The organism is Kribbella sp. NPDC003557 (genome assembly GCF_040610805.1).
Classification (GTDB): domain Bacteria; phylum Actinomycetota; class Actinomycetes; order Propionibacteriales; family Kribbellaceae; genus Kribbella.
The window spans coordinates 69,082-86,922 of sequence record NZ_JBEXMY010000011.1; the positions used below are offsets into that span (position 1 = coordinate 69,082).

Annotated in this window: 18 protein-coding genes; 12 read left to right on the forward strand and 6 right to left on the reverse strand. The window is 69.7% G+C overall.

Annotation, left to right across the window (positions count from 1 at the left end; all coding sequences use genetic code 11):
- The first annotated feature begins 117 nt into the window (after positions 1-117).
- Both ABZW60_RS36430 and ABZW60_RS36435 read left to right on the forward strand, forming a co-directional pair.
- On the forward strand, positions 118-657 hold the full coding sequence (locus ABZW60_RS36430; protein ID WP_355484796.1) for a hypothetical protein: 540 nt from the start codon (positions 118-120) through the stop codon (positions 655-657).
- Positions 658-690: 33 nt separating this feature from the next.
- Positions 691-1,647 (forward strand): hypothetical protein, encoded by a 957-nt coding sequence (locus ABZW60_RS36435; RefSeq protein WP_355484798.1) that lies wholly within the window; start codon positions 691-693, stop codon positions 1,645-1,647.
- Between the two features lies 1 nt (position 1,648).
- On the opposite strand, the gene ABZW60_RS36440 is transcribed toward ABZW60_RS36435, so the two are convergent.
- Positions 1,649-2,833 carry a glycine C-acetyltransferase gene (locus tag ABZW60_RS36440; protein ID WP_355484800.1) on the reverse strand — a complete coding sequence of 395 codons (1,185 nt, stop codon included), beginning with the start codon at positions 2,831-2,833 and terminating at the stop codon, positions 1,649-1,651.
- Positions 2,833-3,891 (reverse strand): L-threonine 3-dehydrogenase, encoded by a 1,059-nt coding sequence (tdh, locus tag ABZW60_RS36445; RefSeq protein ID WP_355484802.1) that lies wholly within the window; start codon positions 3,889-3,891, stop codon positions 2,833-2,835. Before tdh ends, ABZW60_RS36440 begins: the two co-directional genes overlap by 1 nt.
- A gap of 84 nt (positions 3,892-3,975) precedes the next feature.
- Here tdh and ABZW60_RS36450 point away from each other — a divergent pair, with 84 nt between their 5' ends.
- The 6 genes from ABZW60_RS36450 (at position 3,976) to ABZW60_RS36475 (ending at position 10,477) form a co-directional block, all read left to right on the forward strand.
- Positions 3,976-4,596: a class E sortase gene (locus ABZW60_RS36450; RefSeq protein WP_355484804.1), complete on the forward strand. Its 621-nt coding sequence runs from the start codon at positions 3,976-3,978 to the stop codon at positions 4,594-4,596.
- Positions 4,597-4,629: 33 nt separating this feature from the next.
- Positions 4,630-5,175 (forward strand): orotate phosphoribosyltransferase, encoded by a 546-nt coding sequence (gene pyrE, locus ABZW60_RS36455; RefSeq protein ID WP_355484806.1) that lies wholly within the window; start codon positions 4,630-4,632, stop codon positions 5,173-5,175.
- A complete protein-coding gene (locus ABZW60_RS36460) occupies positions 5,175-5,903 on the forward strand; it encodes a DUF3137 domain-containing protein (RefSeq protein ID WP_355484808.1) in 729 nt (242 codons plus the stop codon). Before pyrE ends, ABZW60_RS36460 begins: the two co-directional genes overlap by 1 nt.
- A 39-nt stretch (positions 5,904-5,942) precedes the next feature.
- Positions 5,943-6,782: a LemA family protein gene (locus ABZW60_RS36465; protein ID WP_355484810.1), complete on the forward strand. Its 840-nt coding sequence runs from the start codon at positions 5,943-5,945 to the stop codon at positions 6,780-6,782.
- Between the two features lie 216 nt (positions 6,783-6,998).
- Positions 6,999-9,980: a BTAD domain-containing putative transcriptional regulator gene (locus tag ABZW60_RS36470; protein WP_355484812.1), complete on the forward strand. Its 2,982-nt coding sequence runs from the start codon at positions 6,999-7,001 to the stop codon at positions 9,978-9,980.
- Between the two features lie 86 nt (positions 9,981-10,066).
- Positions 10,067-10,477, forward strand: coding sequence for a hypothetical protein (locus ABZW60_RS36475; protein WP_355484814.1), 411 nt, complete (start codon positions 10,067-10,069; stop codon positions 10,475-10,477).
- Here ABZW60_RS36475 and ABZW60_RS36480 read toward each other — a convergent pair.
- The gene (locus ABZW60_RS36480) at positions 10,471-11,169 is read right to left on the reverse strand and encodes a DedA family protein (protein ID WP_355484815.1); all 699 of its coding nucleotides are present in this window, start codon (positions 11,167-11,169) and stop codon (positions 10,471-10,473) included. The genes ABZW60_RS36475 and ABZW60_RS36480 overlap by 7 nt on opposite strands.
- A 60-nt stretch (positions 11,170-11,229) precedes the next feature.
- On the opposite strand from ABZW60_RS36480, the gene ABZW60_RS36485 reads away from it, so the two are divergent.
- From ABZW60_RS36485 to ABZW60_RS36495, 3 genes are all read left to right on the forward strand, one after another.
- Positions 11,230-11,853, forward strand: a complete 624-nt coding sequence (locus ABZW60_RS36485) for an RNA methyltransferase (protein ID WP_355485055.1) — start codon at positions 11,230-11,232, stop codon at positions 11,851-11,853.
- On the forward strand, positions 11,843-13,012 hold the full coding sequence (locus tag ABZW60_RS36490; RefSeq protein WP_355484817.1) for an alpha-amylase family protein: 1,170 nt from the start codon (positions 11,843-11,845) through the stop codon (positions 13,010-13,012). The genes ABZW60_RS36485 and ABZW60_RS36490 overlap by 11 nt, the downstream gene beginning before the upstream one ends.
- A 93-nt stretch (positions 13,013-13,105) precedes the next feature.
- Positions 13,106-13,291 (forward strand): hypothetical protein, encoded by a 186-nt coding sequence (locus ABZW60_RS36495; protein WP_355484819.1) that lies wholly within the window; start codon positions 13,106-13,108, stop codon positions 13,289-13,291.
- Here the strand turns inward: ABZW60_RS36495 and ABZW60_RS36500 are convergent.
- The 3 genes from ABZW60_RS36500 to ABZW60_RS36510 are packed head-to-tail and all read right to left on the reverse strand — an operon-like array spanning position 13,280 to position 16,954.
- Positions 13,280-15,010 (reverse strand): FAD-dependent monooxygenase, encoded by a 1,731-nt coding sequence (locus tag ABZW60_RS36500; protein ID WP_355484821.1) that lies wholly within the window; start codon positions 15,008-15,010, stop codon positions 13,280-13,282. The two genes, ABZW60_RS36495 and ABZW60_RS36500, sit on opposite strands and share 12 nt — an antisense overlap.
- Entirely contained in the window at positions 15,007-15,852 is an 846-nt protein-coding gene (locus ABZW60_RS36505) for an intradiol ring-cleavage dioxygenase (protein WP_355484822.1), read from the reverse strand. The genes ABZW60_RS36500 and ABZW60_RS36505 overlap by 4 nt, the downstream gene beginning before the upstream one ends.
- A gap of 16 nt (positions 15,853-15,868) precedes the next feature.
- Complete coding sequence (locus ABZW60_RS36510; RefSeq protein WP_355484824.1) at positions 15,869-16,954, reverse strand: maleylacetate reductase; 1,086 nt, start codon at positions 16,952-16,954, stop codon at positions 15,869-15,871.
- A gap of 64 nt (positions 16,955-17,018) precedes the next feature.
- On the opposite strand from ABZW60_RS36510, the gene ABZW60_RS36515 reads away from it, so the two are divergent.
- Positions 17,019-17,801: an IclR family transcriptional regulator C-terminal domain-containing protein gene (locus ABZW60_RS36515; protein ID WP_355484826.1), complete on the forward strand. Its 783-nt coding sequence runs from the start codon at positions 17,019-17,021 to the stop codon at positions 17,799-17,801.
- Positions 17,802-17,841: the final 40 nt, after the last annotated feature.

The window sequence follows — 17,841 nt, forward strand, 5'->3', positions numbered from 1 at the left end:
AGCGGCCTTCGCATCGAGGGCTCATCCCGAATCTCGCCCTACGCGGATGAGTCGGACCAGGTACGGCAGGTGCGATCTTGCTCCTGGAAGAGCCGAGACAACGAAGGGGCAGGAGCCATGGCCTTTGACACCTTCATGGTGTACGTCGGGGTGTACGACGACGTTGCCGGTGCCGAAGCGGATTACGACATCGTCAAGGAATTGCACACCAAAGCCGACCTGATCGACGCCTACGACGCGGCCGTCATCGAACGCCGCGAGGACGGCAAGGTCAAGATCGCCAAGAAGCACGAGACGCCGACCCGGGCCGGTGGGGTGCTCGGTGGCGGCATCGGTCTGGCCACCGGCGTGGTGGTCGCGTTGTTCCCGTTCGCCGCGATCGGCGGCGGGTTGCTCGCGGCTACGACTGCGGGCGGCGCGGTACTCGGTGCGGTGACGGGACACGCCGCGGCCGGAATGAGCCGGAGCGACCTCAAGGAACTCGGTGAGAGCCTGGACGCCGGCCAGGCCGGCCTGGTGGTCGTCGGTGTGTCCGACATGGGCGCCAAGATCGAGCGGTCGATGAAGCACGCGAAGAAGACCGAGGCAAAGCAACTCAAGGCCGACGCCGCGGAAATCGAGAAGGACGCCCGTTCCGCGGGTGCCGCACCCGCGTAGGCGGGTGTGGCCGGGGGGCGGGACGAGCGCACGATGAGCACGCGCAGCAGAACCGGCGCCGCCGTCACGCTGATGGTGGCGGCGCTGGTGCTCAGCTCCTGCGAAGGAGGCGGCGGTACCAGCGGGTCGACGGCGACGCCGACCCGCCCGGAGCCGACGCTTGCGAATCCCACCCGTACGCCGGAGCGCACCGACGCGCCGACGGCCCCGAGCCCGACCCGCTCGCCCGAGGGCGCGCAATCCCCGACGGCACCCGAGCCGGGCCGCACCACCAGGACGCCGGTGCTTCCGGTACCGACCCGGGCGACCCAGCCGGAACCCACGAACACATCGAAACCGCCGGAGCCGACCCAGACGGCGCCGCCGGAACCTGTGGCGACGTCCCAGCCGGCGCCGACCGTCACCGTCACGCGGACGACAGAGCAGCCCGCGCCCACGGAGACAGTCACCCGTACGCCGACCGCGCCCACGTCGGAACCCGAGCCGACCACCCAACCGCCGGCGAGCCCGACGAGTTCGGCCTCGGTAGCACCCACGGCGTCGGAGTCGGACAGTCCGCCCAGTTGGTTGTGGTGGCTCCTTGCCGCGATCGTGATCGCGCTCGCGGTCGGCATCCCGCTGCTGCTCAGAGCACGCCGCCGCAGCGCGTGGCAGGAAGAGTTCGCCGCGGCTGAGCAAGAGGTCGTGTGGTTCGCCCGCACGCTCCTCCCGGATCTCCGTCGGCTCAGCTCGTCCGCAGAAGTCGTCGGTGGCTGGAACGTCGCACAGAGCCGGGTCGTCGCGGCCGAGGACCGGCTGACCGGTCTCGAGCCGACGGCGCCCGACGAGGAATCCCGGCAGCGGGTGACGACCCTCCGGGACGCTGTCCGCGTGGCACGAGACCAGATGAGCCGAGCGCCGACGCCTCAGCAACTCGATGCGGTGGCAGCCGGCCTCGAGCAGGCCCTGTGGCCGCCGCCACCGCCACCGGGTCCGCCGCCGTTGGATTGAGTCAGCCCGCGAGAGCGTCCCGGGCCTCGATGAAGGCCGCGATCGCGGTTTCGACGTCCTGGGTGGAGTGCGCCGCGGACAGCTGGACGCGGATGCGGGCCTTGCCCTGCGGGACGACCGGGTAGGAGAAGCCGATCACGTAGATGCCGAGGTCGAGGAGCTTGTCGGCCAGCCGGCCGGCCTCGGCGGCGTCGCCGATCATCACCGGAGAGATCGGGTGGTCGCCGGGCAGGACGTCGAAGCCGGCCTCGGTCATCTTGGTGCGGAAGAGCTTGGTGTTCGCGGCCAGCTTGTCGCGCAGGTCGCTCGACCCGCCGATCAGCTCGAGCGCCTTCAGCGAGGCGGCGGTGACCGCCGGCGCCAGCGAGTTCGAGAACAGGTACGGGCGGGAGCGCTGGCGGAGCAGCTCGACGATCTCCCGGCGGGCGGACACGTAGCCGCCGGACGCGCCGCCGAGGGCCTTGCCGAGGGTGCCGGTGACGATGTCGACGCGATCCTTCACGCCGAACAGCGACGGCGTGCCGGCACCGTCCGGGCCGACGAAGCCGACCGCGTGCGAGTCGTCGACCATCACCAGCGCGTCGTACCGCTCGGCCAGGTCGCAGATCTCGTCCAGCGGCGCGACGTACCCGTCCATCGAGAACACGCCGTCGGTCGCGATCAGCCGGTACCGCGCGTCGGCGGCGTCCTTCAGCTGCGCCTCGAGGTCGGCCATGTCGCGGTTCTTGTACCGGAACCGGCGGGCCTTCGACAGCCGGATGCCGTCGATGATGCTGGCGTGGTTCAGCTCATCGGAGATGATCGCGTCCTCGGCGCCGAGCAGGGTCTCGAACAGGCCGCCGTTGGCGTCGAAGCAGGAGCTGTAGAGGATGGTGTCCTCAGTGCCGAGGAAGGTGCTCAGGGCACCTTCCAGGTCCTTGTGGATCTGCTGCGTGCCGCAGATGAAGCGCACCGAGGACAGGCCGAAGCCCCACCGGTCGAGGGCGTCCTTGGCGGCGGCGACCACCTCCGGGTGGTCGGACAGGCCCAGGTAGTTGTTGGCGCAGAAGTTCAGCACCTCGTTGCCGGTAGCAACAGAGATCAAGGCCTGCTGGGGTGAGGTGATCACCCGCTCGGACTTGTACAGCCCGGCGTCCCGGATCTCGCCGATGGTCGCCGTCAGGTCGTCCCGCATCCGCCCGAACATCAGTGCTTCTCCTCCAGCGTCTCAGCCGTCCAGTCCATGATCACCTTGCCGCACTGCCCCTGCCGCGCCACCTCGAAGGCGCGCTCGAAGTCGCCGTACCCGAACCGGTGGGTGATCACCGGCGTCAGGTCGAGTCCGCGCTCCAGCATCACCGACATCGAGTACCAGGTCTCGAACATCTCCCGGCCGTAGATGCCCTTGATGGTCAGCATGTTGAGCACCACCGTGCCCCAGTCGATCGCGATCTCGTCCGACGGCAGGCCGAGCATCGCGATCTTCCCGCCGTGGTTCATGTTCGCGATCATGTCCCGCAGCGCGGCCGGCTGCCCGGACATCTCCATCCCGACGTCGAACCCCTCGCGCATCCCGAGACTCTGCTGCGCCTGCGCGATCGACTCCTCGCCGACGTTCACCGCGTGGGTCACGCCGATCTTCCGGGCCAGGTCGAGCCGGTACTCCGACAGGTCCGTGATCACGACGTTGCGCGCACCGGCGTGCAGTGCGACCGCCGCGGCCATCACCCCGATCGGGCCGGCGCCGGTGATCAGCACGTCCTCGCCGACGAGCGGGAACGAGAGCGCCGTGTGGACGGCGTTGCCGAACGGGTCGAAGATCGCGGCGACGTCCAGGTCGACGGTGCCGTTGTCGTCCTTGTGCACCCATGCGTTCGTGGCCGGCAGCGCGACGTACTCCGCGAACGCGCCCGGCACGTGGACGCCGAGGCCGCGGGTCTTGATGCACAGGTGCCGGCGCCCGGCGCGGCAGTTGCGGCAGCGGCCGCAGACCAGGTGTCCCTCGCCGCTGACCAGGTCGCCGACCGCGACGTCCCGGACGCCGACGCCGATCTCGACCACCTCGCCGCAGAACTCGTGCCCGGTGACCATCGGCACCGGCACGTTCTTCTGGGCCCAGTGGTCCCAGCTCTGGATGTGCAGGTCGGTGCCGCACAACCCGGTCCGCAGCACCTTGATCAGGACCTCGTCGGCCTCGATCTTCGGCTCCGGTACGTCCTGCAACCACAGGCCCGGCTTCGCCTCGGCCTTCACGAGCGCCTTCATGCCCACATCGTCGTCCGCGGCAACCATCGGCGTCCATCGACACGTCGTGCACAGCCTTTTCAGCTCCCCTGCATACTGGACCGTATGCGGGGCGTAGTCAGAGGACTCGGGATCGTGTTCCTCGTGGTCGGGGCCGGTCTGCTCGGATGGGTCGGCTGGCAGTACTTCGGGACCGGCGTCGTCTCGAACCAGAAGATGGGCGAGGCGGAAGGCGCGCTCCGGGAGGACTGGACGAAGCCGTCCCCGGCGCCGGTGACGCCGCCGGCCGGGAAGGCGTTCGTGTTGCTGCGGATCCCGAAGTTCGGCGCGGACTGGGAGAAGCCGGTCGTGGAGGGCGTCGACGCCGACGACCTGGCCCGCGGGATCGGGCACTACCCGCACACGCAGCTGCCGGGTCAGCCCGGGAACTTCGCGATCGCCGGGCACCGCGTCACGCACGGCTCGCCGTTCCGCAAGCTGCTCGAGCTGGAGAAGGGCGACCAGGTCGTGGTCGAGACCGCGGACGCCGTCTACACCTACGAGCTCGACGCCTCACCCCGCGACCTGACCGTCCCGCCGACCGACACCTGGGTCCTCGACCCGGTCCCGGGCAAGCGGGACGCCCCGGCCAAGTCGATCATCACCCTGACCACCTGCCAGGACCTGTTCCACTCCCCGGACCGGTCGGTCGCCTTCGGGCAACTGGTGCGCGTGAGCAAGAAATAGGTGCGCCCCGCTGGTGATCTAAGCTCAAGGCTCATGAGCTACGACCGGGACGGACTGCTGGAGCAGGTCAAGAACAAGGCGATCGTGCACGGCCGGGTGACGCTGGCTTCGGGCAAGGAAGCCGACTACTACGTCGACCTGCGCCGGATCACCCTCGACGCGGCCGCGGCGCCGCTGATCGGCCCGGCGATGCTCGAGCTGACCAAGGACCTCGAGTACGACGCCGTCGGCGGGCTGACGCTCGGCGCGGACCCGGTCGCGATGTCGATGCTGCACGCGGCCGCGCAGCAGGGCCGGACGCTCGACGCGTTCGTCGTCCGCAAGGCCGAGAAGACGCACGGTCTGCAGCGGCGGATCGAGGGGCCGGACGTGAAGGGCCGCCGGGTGCTGGCGGTCGAGGACACGTCGACGACCGGCGGATCGGTGCTGACCGCGGTCGAGGCGTTGCGTGAAGCCGGCGCCGAGGTGGTCGCGGTCGCGGTGATCGTGGACCGGTCGACCGGCGCGCAGGAGCGAGTCGAGGCGGAGGGCCTGGAGTACCGGTCGGTGTTCGGCCTCGAGGACCTGGGGCTCAGCTGATGCAGAGCAGCACCCTCCTCACCGTCCTGCTGGCGATCGTCATCGGCGTCGGTCTCTTCTACTTCAGCTACTACCGGGCGAAGAAGCGTCGCGAACAGTTCGCCGCGTTCGCCGCCCAGCACGGCTGGTCGTACGTCCCGGCCAACCACGCGCTGGCCGGTCAATGGGCCGGTACGCCGTTCCGCACCGGTGACAACCGGCGCGCCAAGAACGTGCTGTCCGGGCCGTACAACGGTCACCAGATGGTTGCCTTCGACTACAGCTACCAGACCCACACCACCAACGGGAAAGGCCAGCGGCGGACCACCACCCACAACTTCGGCGTGGTCGTGCTGCAGCTGCCCGGCGCGCTGCCGCACCTCGAGGTGACGCACGAGGGGATCTTCGGCGGCGCGGTGGCGAACGCGCTCGGGTTCCGCGACATCCAGTTCGAGAGCGAGCAGTTCAACCGGGCGTTCCGGGTGAAGGCCGACGACGAACGGTTCGGGCACGCGGTGGTGACGCCGCGGATGATGGAGATGCTGCTCGCCCGCGGCGAGATCGGCTGGCGGGTCGAAGGAAACTCGCTGGTCGGCTGGGACAACGGCGCCCACGACCCGAACGAGGTGCTGAACCGGCTCGCGCTGCTCGAGCAGGTCGTGCTGAACGTCCCGCCGTACGTCTGGCGCGACTACGCCGGCGTCGACCCCCGGATCGCACAGCCGCCCGGCGGACCCACGTACCCGTAGAGTCGGCTCCAGCACTGCCAATAACTCGGGAGCTGGGAAATGGTCTGGGTCATCATCGCGATCCTCGTGGTCGTCGTCGTACTGGCGATCATGCTGATCACGTCGTACAACCGGTTCGTCAAACAGCGGAACCTGATCCAGGAGTCCTGGCGGCAGATCGACGTCGAGCTGCACCGCCGGTACGACCTGATCCCGAACCTGGTCGAGACCGTCCGCGCGTACGCCGCCCACGAGCGGCACGTGTTCGAGGAGGTCGCGCGGCTGCGCACCCAGGCGGTGAACGTGCAGAACACCACTCCCGAGCAGCGGGCGGCGGCGGAGGGTGAGCTGTCCGGCGCGCTGCGTCAGATGATGATCTCGGTGGAGGCGTACCCGCAGCTGCAGTCGAACCAGAACTTCCTCGGCCTGCAGCGCGAGCTGACCGACACCGAGGACCGGATCGCGGCCGGCCGCCGGTTCTACAACGCGAACGTCGGCGACTACAACACCCGGATCGAGGCGTTCCCGTCGAACCTGATCGCGAGCGGCTTCAAGTTCGAGAAGGCCGGCTACTTCGAGGTCAAGGACGAGCAGGTCCGCGCGGTGCCGCAGGTGTCGTTCGGCACCATCGGCTCGGTCGCCGGTGAGCAGGCGCCGCCGCAGATGCAGCCGGGTGCGCCGTCGTCGGGGCAGATCCACCCGCAGATGCCGGGTGACCAGGGCAACTACCCGCAGCAGCAGATCCCGGGCGGCTACCAGCAGCCGCCGTACCAGCCGCCGTACCAGGGCCAGCCCGGCCAGTACCCGGGGCAGTACCAGGGAGAGCCACCGGTGGGCGGGCCGCCTGCGGGTTCCCCCGCGCCACAGGACGGTCAGCCGCCATTCACCGGTGGCCAGTAGGCACCGGTCCCCGTAGTCCAGGACCCCCGACCCCGGACTCTCTCCCAGTGCCAGGCCCGGTGTGACGGCGGTCAAGTCGCCACGTCCGGGCCTGCCCTCCCCCCGGTACCTGTGTCAACAGTGCCGGACAGAGATACATCCGGCGTACATCGGCCTTCCCGGCGGGCAGGGCCGGATGCCACGATAGGGCGGTTCAAGAGTGGAGAGGCCGGGCGAGTGGACAGTCTGAGGTACGGGATCCTCGGACCTCTGCGGCTCGTTCACGTCCAGGGCCAGCCGCTCAAGGCCGCCAAACCGCGCCAACTGCTGGCCACGCTGCTGCTGCATCCCAACCGCTTCGTCTCGACCGATCTGATCGCGGACGCGCTCTGGGAGAACACCCCGCCGCGGTCGGCCACGGCGAACATCCGGACGTACGTCCGCGCGCTCCGCGGCGTGCTGCAGGACGCTGGTCTGCCCGCGCCGATCGACACGTCGGCCGCGGGATACAGCATCGAGGTCGGTGTCGACGAGCTCGATGCCAGCCTGTTCGAGTCCCTGCTCGCCGAGGGCGGCCACCTGCGGGACGCGGGTGATGGCCGGCAGGCGATGCAGGTCCTGTCGCGTGCCTACTCGCTGTGGCAGGGCCGTCCGCTCGAGGACCTGCCGATGCCCGCCGCGTGGGAGGGCTCGATCTCCCGGCTCGAGGCGCAGCACCGTGGCCTCGTCGACAGCCTGCTGGACCTGCGGCTCGAGTACGGCGACGCCAGCGGTGCCGCCGTCCTGCTGAGCGCACGTCTCACCGAGGACCCGTACGACGAGCAGCTGTGGCGGCGGCTCGTCGACGCGCTGGTCGCGGCAGGCCGGGTGGGTGAGGCGCGGGCGGCGTACGCGAAGGCGGTGCAGACGCTCGCCGACGAGCTGGACATCAAGCCCGGCCCGGAGCTGGAAGCCGCGGGCGCCCGCGCCGAGAACGGCCGCTCGGCCAACTGGCCCAATCCGGGCATCCCCGCCGACCGTACGGCGGACCGCCCGGAGCCGGCCGCCCAGCCTGGTCCGATGGCCGCGCCAGAGCTGACCGACCCGCTGCGGCCGCCGAGCCAGCTCCCGCTCGACCTGGCCGATTTCAGCGGCCGCCAGGACCAGCTGGAGCAGCTGCGGGACCTGGTCTGCGGCCGCGACCCGGTCCGGCCGCCGATCGCTGTCATCTCCGGCGCACCGGGGACCGGTAAGACCTCCCTGGCCGTCCGGCTCGGCCATCTGGTCCGCGAGCATTTCCCGGACGGGCAGATCTATCTGGACATGCACGGCGCGACGCATCCGCGCGATCCGGCCGCCGCACTGACGGATCTGCTGCTCAGCCTCAACCTGCCCGACTACGCGATCCCGACCGATCCGGAGCGGCGGTCCGCGATGCTGCGGTCCGAGCTGGCGAGCCGGCGGGTGCTGATCCTCCTCGACGACGTCGCCACGGCCAGTCAGGTGACCCCGCTGATGCCCGGTACCGGGGCGTCGGCGGTCGTGGTGACGAGTCGCAACCGGCTGATGGATCTGGCCGGCGCGGACAACACGTCGCTGGACACGTTCGACGACCGGGAGGCCGCGCTGCTGCTGTCCTCGGTCGCCGGAGCCGGCCGGATCGACCCGTCCTCGCCCGAGGCGGAGGAGATCCTGTCCGCGTGCGCGAACCTGCCGCTGGCGATCCGGATCGTCGGCAGCCGGCTGGCGCAGCGCCCGGATCTGAGCGCGCGTGAGCTGGCCCGCCGGCTGCGGGACGAGACCTCGCGGCTCGACGAGTTGAGCATCGGCGAGCTCGCCGTCCGGTCGAGCGCGGACCTGAGCTACGACGCGTTGAGCCCCGAGGAAGCCCGGCTGTACCGGTTGATCGGCCACTTCGCGGTGGGCGTCTTCTCCGCGCGGGCGCTGGAGGCGGTCGCGTCACCGGCCGCCGTACGGCGGAGCCTGGACCGGCTGATCGAGGTCAACCTGGTCCGGATCAGCTCGGTCGACCACCGCGGTACGGCGCGCTACCGCGTCCACGACCTGCTCCGGCTGCACGCGCTCGGCGTCGGCGACGAGGAGCAGAAGGCGCGGGCGGTGCGGGACGTCGAGGCGGTGGTCGACGCGATCCTGAACAAGATCCGTCGCGCCAACAACGCGCTGTCCTTCGAGTACTTCGGGGTCCTGGAGCACACCGGGCCGCTGACCGCGCCGGATCCGTCGCCGTTCACCGAGACCGACGCGATCGCGTGGTTCGACAGCGAGCGCAGTACGTTCGTGCCGGCCATCCGCGCCGCGGCGCAGAACGGGCTGCACGAGCACGCCTGGCGGATCGCGGCCGCGTGGGGACCGTACCTGGACCTGCGGGCCGGGTTCGACGACTGGAACGGCTCGCACCAGCAGGGTCTGCGGAGCGCGATCGCGTGCGGGGACCGGCGCGGCGAGGCGATCATGCACCGCAACCTCGGCCAGTTGGCCCTCTACCAGGACGACTGGGAGAACGCGCGCCGGCACTTCGACGCGGCCGCGCAGGCGTTCGCGGACGTCGGCGACCGGCTCGGCGAGGGTGTCGCCGCGGTCGGCCTCGGCACCTGGCTGCGGGAGCGCGGCCAGCGCGAGCAGGGCCTGAAGCAGTACGAGAAGGCGATCGAGGCGTTCGTCGAGGACGGCAACGCGAACGCCGAGGCGCTGGCGCGGACAGCGGCCGCGAACGTGTACCTGGTCCGTGGCGACCTGGTCACCGCCCGCGGGTACCTGGCCCAGGCGTTCCTGATCGCCGTCCGGCGGGCCGACGCGCACCGGGAGGCCAAGGTCCGCCGCCGGATCGCTGCGCTCAGGGTCAATCAAGGGCGGCACGACGAGGCGGTCCGGCAACTGCGCAAGGCGTTGGCGATCTTCGACGGGATGGGCGACGACCACTGCGCGGCGTACACCCGGGCGCTGCTCGGGCGGGCGCTGATGGAGCGCGGCGAGGTGGCCGCGGCCCGGAGGACCCTGCTGGACGCGATCGACATCGGTCACCGCCTGGGTGACCGCAGCGTCGAGGGCGAGGCGGCACAGCACCTCGGCGAGCTCTACCTGTCCACCCGGAGCCTGGACAACGCCCGCCGTACTCTCGAACGCGCCGCGCGCGTCTGGCAGCAGGCGGGCAACGACGCCGCCGCGGCCGAGTGCCGGCGGCTGCTGGTCGGATCAGAGGCTGCTGCCGCGGCCGGCTGAATGTACGGCGGCTGTATTCGCCTCCAGCACGATGTGACCATGCCGCGGCACGCAGGCCGAGGACGGGGGATCGGGGGAGGACACCTATGGCCTGGGGGGAGGTTGCCGTGGATCGCCGGAACGTCCCGCGGGTGGCGAACCCGCGGGACACCGAGGCGGCGCTCAACTGGCAACTGGAGCGCGTCGGATCGGCGGCGTGGCTGGACTGGCCGCTGAAGTTCCAGCGGATGGCGTTCGGTTACGCGCACGACAGCGGCTGGCACGACGCGGCCGATGCGGTTCGTTGGCTCGACCACCATGCCTTGCTCCGTGAAGGGGCGGCGCCACGGGGGGCGCTGGTCTGGTACCAGGCGGCAGACCGGATCCGGGTGGCGTGTTCACTCGGCTCCGGCCAGGTGGTCGGCCCACTGCCGACCGGACCGGTCGACGTCGCGGAGCTGTCGCTCCTGAGCACCGACTGGGTCTGGTCAGACCCGCACTTCCCCTTCGGTCACTGACCGTTGCTGATCGGGTGCTTGGGGGCGGCGTGCCTCGGCGCGTCGCCGGCCTGGCTGTTGCGGTTGCGGCGGCGGGCCAGGAGGTACTCGACGACCATCGGGATCAGCGAGACCAGCACCAGCAGGATCAGCGCCGACTCCAGGTGGTCGTGGATGAACTTCACGTTGCCGAGCGCGTGCCCGAGCAGCGTGATGCCGCAGGCCCAGATCACGGCGCCGATGCCGGTCCAGAGGAAGAACTTCTTCGCGTCCATCCGTCCGGCGCCGGCGACCACGGTGATGAACGTCCGGACGATCGGCACGAACCGGGCCATCACCAGCGCGCGAGGGCCGTACCGCGCGAAGAACTCATGCGTTTGCTCGATGTACTTCGGTTTCAGGAACCGGGCGTTCGGATTCCGGAAGAGTGACGTCCCCAGCACCCGGCCGATGTAGTAGCCGGACACGTTGCCGAGGAACGCGGCGACGGTCAGCAGCACACAGGCCAGCCAGAGCGGCACGTCGATGCTGCCCTGCGCGATGAACAGCCCGACCGCGAACAGCAGCGAGTCACCGGGCAGGATCGGGAACAGCAACCCGCACTCGATGAACACCACCAGCAGCGTGCCCCAGAGGGCCCAGTCACCCAGCCAGTGCAGCAGGTACTCCGGGTCCATCCAGTTGGGCATCAGCATCGCGACGAGAGCAAGCACGCGGACAGGGTAGCGTCCCGACCTGTGCATGAGCTGAGCAGCGACCTGCGGGGAGCGGACATGGTGGGGCCGAACGAGGTCGGCGTGGGCCCCTGGGAGGGTGACCGGCCCGACGACCCGCGCCTGGATCCGGAGCTGCTGGAGAGCGGTGACCGACGCAACGTGGTCGACCGGTACCGGTACTGGAAGCTCGAGGCGATCGTCGAGGACCTGGACCGGCAGCGGAACCCGTTCCACGTCGCGATCGAGAACTGGCAGCACGACCTGAACATCGGCTCGGTCGTCCGGACCGCGAACGCTTTCCTGGCCTCCGAGGTGCACATCGTCGGCAACCGGAAGTGGAACCGCCGCGGCGCGATGGTCACCGACCGCTACCAACACGTCCGCCACCACCCGACGCTGGCCGACCTGGCCGCCTATGCGACTGAGCGTGAGCTCCCGGTCATCGGTATCGACAACCTGCCCGGCTCGGTCCCCCTGGAGACCTATCACCTGCCCCAGGCCTGCATCCTGCTCTTCGGTCAGGAGGGTCCAGGGCTGACGGACGCGGCCCACCAGATCTGCACCGCCGTCCTGTCCATCGCCCAGTTCGGCTCGACCCGCTCGATCAACGCCAGCGCCGCGGCCGCGATCGCGATGCACGCCTGGATCCGCCGCCACACCTTCGATCAGCATGTGGGCTGACCACGCGATCTGGTGGCAGGTCTATCCGCTCGGCTTCACCGGCGCGGAGCCGGCCGCCGTACCCGGCGTCGTGCACCGCCTGCCCCAGCTGGAGAACTGGCTCGACTACGCGATCGACCTCGGCTGCTCAGGCCTGCTCCTGGGCCCGGTCTTCGCCTCGGAGACCCATGGCTACGACACCGTCGACCACTTCCGCATCGATCCGCGCCTCGGCGACGAGGCCGACTTCGACCACCTCGTCGGTGAAGCCCACGCCCGGGGTCTGCGGGTCGCGCTCGACGGGGTGTTCAACCATGTCGCCCGCTCGTTCACTCATCCGGAGTGGTTCGGCCCCGGGACGTTCGAGGGTCACGAGCACCTGGTCGACCTCGATCACGGCAACCCCGAGGTCGCGCGGTACGTCGGGGACGTCGTGCGGTTCTGGATCGACCGTGGTGTCGACGCGTGGCGGCTGGACGCCGCGTACGCCGTACCGCCCGGGTTCTGGCGCGACGCGCTGCCGCGGGATCGCGACACCTGGTACTTCGGCGAGGTGATCCACGGCGACTACGCCGCGTACGTCGAACAGAGCGGTCTCGACTCCGTCACGCAGTACGAGCTCTGGAAGGCGATCTGGAGCTCGCTGAACGATCGCAACTTCTACGAGCTGTCGTACGCGCTCGGCCGGCACAACGCGCTGCTCGACACGTTCGTCCCGCAGACGTTCGTCGGCAACCACGACGTGACCCGGCTCGCGACGCGGCTCGACGATGAGCGCCATCTCGGTCACGCGCTGGCGATCCTGTTCGTCGTGGGCGGCATTCCGAGCATCTACTACGGCGACGAGCAGGCCTTCCGCGGCCTGAAGGAAGACCGCGCCGGGGGCGACGACGCGATCCGTCCGGCGTTCCCGGCGTCACCGGACGAGCTCGCGCCGTACGGCCTGCCGACGTACCGGCTGCACCAGGAACTCATCGGCGTACGCCGGCGGAACGCGTGGCTCACCCGCGCCCGGACGACCGTCGAGCACCTGACCAACGAGACCATCGCCCTGCGCGGCCGGCACGGCGACGACTGGGTCCTGCTTCTGCTGAACGTGTCCGACCAGGAGCAGCATTTTCCGCTCGACGGCACGCCGCCGGTCCCGGCCCACAGCTGGGAATTGTTGACAGCTCCGTAACCTTGCTGCGCTTGCGCCCGTTGTTCTCGGTAAGACAGAAGTGAGGCCTTCTCGTCGCACTGCCTTTGTGACGGGGAACATGGGGGTTTGCCGATGAACGCTCTATGGGACGAACTGATACACGAGTTGGGCACCGTGCGCGCGCTGAGCGCGGCCGCTCTGGAGGCGCGCTCGGAGACCTCGCGGGTCGCGCTGATCACCCTGCTGGACGCCGAGACCGCGGAGATCTCGGCCATCCTGGACCGGATCCTCTCCGCGGACGCGACCTCAGCGGCCTAGCAGCCGGCTGACCACTTCCTTCAGCGTTTCGCTCGCGTCGACGGGCTGGTCGAACGCGCGGTAGGCGATGTGCGCGTCGGGCCGGACGAGCAGACAGCCCTCGTCCGGGATCTCGCGCACCCGCGCCCAGTCGCCGTACAGGTCGTCCAGCTCGCGGCCGGGACCGATCACGAGCGGCTCGATCGGTACGCCGAGTTGCTCCGACACCGACTGCGCCGCCTTCACCCACGCGTCGCCGCCGATGCCTGTGAGCAGGGTGAACCGGCCCTTGCCGACCACGTCGAGCGTGCTCACGGTGTCCGATCCGCGCGTCAGCCAGCAGTGCGGGATCCGCGCGCCCGGCCAGGTCGTCGGGTGGTAGTACAGCTCGTGGTCCCGCTCGTACGGTGGCTCCGGCGTACCGTCGTCGAGGACCGCGGAGGACCGGTAGCGCTGCCCGAGCTCGACGCCGTGCGCGTTGAACTCGTAGTCCTTCAGCTCGATCGCCTTCCGCAGCTCTTCGCGCTGCTCGGCCGCTGCCGGGGTGTCGTCCTTGCGGGAGTCGATCGTGCGGCCGGCCGGGGCGTCCGGCGTCATCCCCAGCGCGCGGAAGATCTGCCCGAACTGGGTACGGCTCTTGTTGGCGCGGTCAACGATCTGCCGCGCGATCGGCGCACGCTCGGCGTCGTAGCTGTCCAGAAGTTGTGGACCTGCTTGGCCTTTGAGGACCAGCGCGAGCTTCCAGGCCAGGTTGTACGCGTCCTGGATCGAGGTGTTCGAGCCGAGGCCGTTGCTCGGCGGATGCCGGTGGATCGCGTCGCCCATACAGAACACGCGGCCCGCGGAGGTCTTCTCGGCGTACATGTGGTTGACGCTCCACACCGACGTGCTCTTCAGCTTCACGTCGATGGTGTCGTCGCCGACCAGGTTGTGCACGATCTCGGTCGCCATCGCCTCGTCGACCACCGGCGCGGGCTGGTTGATGTCGTAGCCCCAGACGATCAGCCACTCGTTCCACGGGCGGACCATGCGGACCAGGCCGGCGCCGATGCCGCCGATCTGCGCGCCGGGCTGCAGGACCCAGTACAGGACGCTCGGGCGATGGGCGACGTACCGGCTCAGGTCCGCCTCGAAGACGATGTTCATCGAGCCTTCGATGTCCATCGCGCCCGCCATCGGCAACCCGATGTCCTGGGCCACCTTGCTCCGCCCGCCATCGGCGCCGATCAGGTACTTGGCGCGGATCTGGTACGTCGTCCCGCTCAGCCGGTCCCGCACCGTGGCGGTCACGCCGTCGTCGTCCTGCTCCAGGCTCTCGTACTCCGTGTTGAACCGGAGCCGCGCGCCGCGACTCGCCGCCGTACTGACCAGGATCGGCTCGAACAGCGTCTGGGGGAGATCCATCGGCAGGCACGGACTCGCCTCCGTGTAGTCGGCCAGGCGCCGGGGATGCGTGCCCCAGGTCCGGATCCGGCCGATCTCCTCACCGGCGAGGCTGGTGCAGGACGCGGTCTGACCCATCAGGTCGTGCGCGGTGCCCTTGTCGACGACCTGGTCCTCGATGCCCATGTCGCGCATCAGTTCGATCGTGCGCTGGTTGGTGATGTGCGCGCGCGGCGTGTTCGCGGTCCAGCCGTACCGGGTCAGGACGATGTTGTCGATGCCGTACGTCGACAGGAACAGCGAGGCGGCGCCGCCGGCGGGGCCGCTGCCGACGATCAGGACGTCTGTGGTGATCACTGCTGCGTCTCCTCGGTGGTGGCGAGCACGAGGTCGTAGTTGACGGTGTAGTAGGTCTTGTCTTCGTCGGTGTGTTCGGTGAAGTCGGCGATGAGCGACTGCTTGACGCCGAAGACGGCGTCGGTGTCGAGGTATTCGTCGCCGGCCGCGAAGACGTGGGTGATGAGACGCGCGTACCCGGGAGCCGTGACCATGAAGTGGATGTGTGCGGGGCGCATCGGACCACGACCGCCGGCGCGGAGCAGTTCGCCGACCGGCCCGTCGTCGGGGATCGGATAGGCGACCGGTTTCACGGCCCAGAACTTGTAGTTGCCCTCGGCATCGGTTGTCAGGTGCGCGCGATTCTGCGGCCCGTCGAGCTCCTTCTGCACGTCGTAGAAGCCGTCCTCGTCGGCCTGCCAGGTCTCGACGAGTGCCCCGGGGATCGGCTCGCCTTTCGTGTTCAGGACACGCCCGCTCACCAGGCACGGCTGTCCGGGAGCACCGTTCGCGATGTCGTCACCGAGTTGTGCCGCGGGGGAGCCCTCCACGAAGAACGGGCCGAACACGGTGGACTGCGTGGCCTCGGCCGGCTTCCGGTTCCCCAGGCCGACGGTCAGCATCGACAGCCCGAGTACGTCGGCCAGCAGTACGAACTCCTGCCGCGTGCCGGTCGAGATCTGGCCGGTCCGGGTGAGGAAGTCGATCGCGGTGAAGTACTCGTCCTCGGTGAGGTCGACCTCGCGCGCGAACGCGTGCAGGTGGCGCACCAGGGCGCCCATCACCTCCTTGTAGCGGTCGCTCGGACTGCCGTCGAAGCTGGCCACCACGGCCGCGGTCAGGTCGTCGCCTTGCAGGTCCATCCGATCTCCTCGTTCATCAAGGTCGCGTACCGGACCAGGCGCTGGTCAGGATGTCCCGCACCAGGTCCTCAGTCACCGGGACCGGGTTGTCCGTCGGCTTGAACTTCGCGGCCGCTTCCGCGACCTGAGCCTCGGTCAATCCCAGCTCCCGCAAACTCGTCGGCACCTTCGCCGACCGGAACAGGTCGAACAATCCCTGTGCCAGATCGGTGGTGCCCAGGGCGGCTTCCAGTCGCGCTTTCGCTGGTGGGACTGAGGAAGCGTTGACGCGGGTCACCTGTGGGAGGACGGCCGCGTGGGTCTCCGCGTGTGGCAGGTTGTAGGTGCCGCCCAGTAAATGGCAGAGCTTGTGGTGCAGCCCGGTGCCGGCCGTCGCCAACGCGGATCCGGCCAGGCAGGCGCCGTACAGAAGCTTGCCTCGAGCATCTGTATTGGCCGGCTCGATCAGCACCTCGCGCAGACCTTCGCTCAAGGCCCGAAGCCCTTCAACTGCGGAGAGTTCGGTGATCGGGTCGGCCTTCGGCGTCCAGACCGCCTCCACGCAGTGCGCGATCGCGTTGGCCACGCTTGCCGCGGTCACCTTCAACGGGAGGTCTTTGGTCAGCTCCGGGTCGTAGACAACTACACGAGGGAGCACCCGCACATCAGTCCCCGTCGTCTTGCTCCGGCCGGCGGTCTCACCCCACACCGGCGTCATCTCAGATCCGGCATAGGTCGTAGGCACCGCCACGATCCTGGCTTCAGCTGTCAGCGCGATGGCCTTGGCGAGGCCGATGGCTGAGCCGCCGCCGATGGCGACGACCGTGTCTGCGCCGACCTCGCGCGCCTTGGCGCGGGCGGCCTCGGCGACCTCGGTCGGGACATGTTGGGCCACACCGTCGATGCGTCCGGCGAAGCGGCTGCCCAACTGGTGTTCCACCGCGTCGGCGGTCTGGCGCGCCGAGTTCGTCGCCACCACGAGCGCACGCCGTACGCCGAGCGCCTCGACCTCAGCCGCGACCCGGCTCAGTGAGCCGGCCCCGAACACCACCCGGCCGGGCAGGAACGTGTGGACGAACCCAGCCCCGGACGGCGTCGCATCGGGCTCGGCTGGACGTGGCATCGGCAGCTCCGCTAGGATTTCGCTCAGCGAATAGTTCTTCTTTCAACGAAAAGTAGGCTAGCCGATGCCGGGTGACGCGTCTACAGGCACGTTTCTGCAGGGTCTGGAGCGAGGTCTCGCGGTGATCCGCGCCTTCTCAGCGGAAGCGCCTTCGCTGACCCTCAGTGAAGTGGCCCGGGCTGTCGGCATCACTCCGGCGACCGCCCGCCGGATCCTGCTCACGCTGGAGGAGCTCGGCTACGTCCGCAGCGACCACCGCCGCTTCTCGCTCACCCCGCGCGTGCTCGCCCTCGGCTGGGCGTACCTGTCCTCCCTCGACCTCGGCGAACTCGCCGGCCCGTTCATGGAGGAGCTGAGCGCCAAGACCCGCGAGTCGTGCTCGATCGCGACACTCGACCTCCCGGACATCGTGTATGTGGCCCGCGTACCGACCAGCCGGATCATGACCGTCGCGCTCGGCGTCGGTGCCCGGCTCCCGGCGTACCCGACGTCGATGGGCCGCGTCCTGCTCGCAGGCCTGCCCGACGACGACCTCACGGCGTACCTGGAGACGTTGCGGGCCGAGCCGCTCACCGACCGCACGCTGACCGCTCCCGAGGACCTCCGGGCCGCCGTCACCCAGGCGCGCGCCGACGGGTACGCGCTGGTGGACCAGGAGCTCGAACTCGGCCTGCGCTCCATCGCCGCCCCGATCCGCGACTCCCGCGGCCGCGTCATCGCCGCGCTCAACGTGTCCGCGCACGCGTCACGATCGACGCCGACGTCGCTGTGCGAGGAGTTCCTGCCGCACCTGCAGCAGGCGGCCCTGCACATCACCACAGCCCTCACACATCGCGGCCATTTCTGACCCGGAACCGGACGTGATGTGTCCGGAACCGCGCCTAGCA